We start from the raw sequence: 1,990 nt of genomic DNA, 5'->3' as shown, positions 1-1,990 counted from the left end.
GTAATGAATATTGATATTGTTTCTTTAGTTCGCTTGGCACTTGTTGAAAGCGGCTGTGATGAATCGCTGCTGGGGGATTTTGACGCCCACTCAACGATTTCCCTCGATTTTGAAAACTCGCCAAGCCTGTTGATTAGCATGGTAGATGACAATGTCTGGATCTGGTCAAAAATATGTGAGGCCCATGAAACTATTCTGCGTAACAACGCCAGTGCAATTCTGGAAAAGATAATGGGTGGCTGCCAGTTTTCAATCACCGAACAACTGCAGTTAACGGAAAATGAGGGCTACCTTGAGCTTCGCGGAATGGTACATCCTGGCTACCTGGAGAGCAGCCAGCGCTTTGCCGATGCGCTGGACGAATTCTTTAGCCACCAGGAAGATTTTCTGAGGCTTATTCGCTAATGACTATTGGAATGCTATTACGGCAGCAGGCACATCCTCTGCGTTTGTCCGGCCCGTTGATCGAAGCACTTTTACCTGGGGTAAAAGTGGGAGAGCTTTGTGAAATTCGCCGCAGCTGGGACGAACAGGAAGTTGTGGCCAGAGCGCAGGTACTAGGATTCCACGCCGATCGAACGATTCTCAGCCTGATTGGCACCGCCCAGGGCTTGTCACGGGATGCTGTGATTAGCCCTACCGGTGCGGGACTCTCGGTCACCGTGAGTCATGAGTTGCTGGGTTGTGTGCTCGATCCGGCTGGGAATATCGTCGAGCGATTTGGCGAGCAGTGCGAAAGCTATGCCAGGCAAGTTCGCCCGGTAGATGCCGCTCCGCCTTCCTATCAGGATAGGGTCGGTATCCGTGAACCATTTTTAACGGGGGTACGTGCAATTGATGGGCTGATGACCTGTGGTATTGGCCAGCGACTGGGAATATTTGCCGCCGCTGGCTGCGGCAAGACAACATTGATGCATATGCTGATTGAACAGTCCGAGGCGGACATTTTTATTATCGCGCTAATTGGCGAGCGTGGCAGGGAGGTTACCGAATTCTCAGAAGCGTTGCGCCATTCTAAGCATCGGCATAAATGCATTCTGGTTTATGCAACCTCAGATTATTCGTCATTGGATCGCTGCAATGCTGCGCTGGTTGCCACGACTGTCGCCGAGTATTTCCGTGATTCAGGCATGAATGTCGTGCTGTTTCTTGACTCGATGACCCGTTATGCCCGCGCACTGCGTGATGTTGCGCTTGCCTCGGGCGAGTCGCCGGCACGGAGGGGGTATCCGGCATCGGTGTTTGACGCACTGCCGAAGCTGCTTGAGCGTCCTGGTTGTACCCGCGATGGCAGTATTACAGCCTGGTATACCATTTTATTAGAAAGCGATGATGAGCCGGATCCTATCGCCGATGAAATTCGCTCTATTCTCGACGGGCATTTGTACTTGAGCCGTAAGCTTGCCGCCAAAAATCATTATCCGGCCATTGATATCCTCAATAGCGTCAGTAGGGTTTCAAGCCAGGTGTGTGACGAGGAGCATCTACAGTTGGCTGGCGCGGTACGGCGTATTCTGGCCAAAATTGAAGAGCTGCAAATCTTTGTCGATCTTGGGGAATATCAGCCTGGTGAGAATGCGGAGAACGATCGCGCGATGGATTTGCGCGATTCGATATTAGCCTGGCTTCGACAACGTGGCGATGAGCATGCCAGCTTTAATCAGATCCTTCAGGAGATGAGACATTTTGCGTCGTAAAATACATTCATTGATTGTGCGTTCGGAATTTAAGCTACAACAGAATGATTTTCTCATCGCCAAAAATGAGAGTGAACACAAGAGCCTTAGCAGCAAAATAGCGCATATTCATCAGGAAATGAATGCGGTGCAGTCGCTTAGCCAGAGCCTATATCCTCAGGGAGTCCTTAATAAGGAAAAGCTGCTGGCCATTCAACGTCGCCAGGGAGCATTAAAGCGAAAGCTTGCCGATATGAGAATGCAGGTTTCCCAGATTTTGTTAGACAAAGAACGTTGTGAAAAAGATAAAGAAA

At 50.2% G+C, this 1,990-nt stretch carries 3 protein-coding genes; all 3 read left to right on the top strand.

Going from position 1 to position 1,990, the window contains the following annotated elements; genetic code table 11:
- The coding region (spaK, locus tag NNN71_RS24475; protein ID WP_271459566.1) for an SPI-1 type III secretion system chaperone SpaK at positions 1–405 on the top strand (405 nt) is incomplete at its 5' end.
- Positions 405–1,697, top strand: a complete 1,293-nt coding sequence (sctN, locus tag NNN71_RS24470) for a type III secretion system ATPase SctN (protein ID WP_271459565.1) — start codon at positions 405–407, stop codon at positions 1,695–1,697. The genes spaK and sctN, both read left to right, overlap by 1 nt.
- A partial coding sequence (locus NNN71_RS24465; protein ID WP_271459564.1) for a hypothetical protein occupies positions 1,687–1,990 on the top strand: 304 nt, incomplete at its 3' end. The genes sctN and NNN71_RS24465, both read left to right, overlap by 11 nt.

It is taken from the genome of Kluyvera sp. Awk 3, assembly GCF_028069715.1.
Taxonomy (GTDB): domain Bacteria; phylum Pseudomonadota; class Gammaproteobacteria; order Enterobacterales; family Enterobacteriaceae; genus Kluyvera; species Kluyvera georgiana_A.
This window is presented reverse-complemented; position numbering and strand designations above follow the sequence as displayed.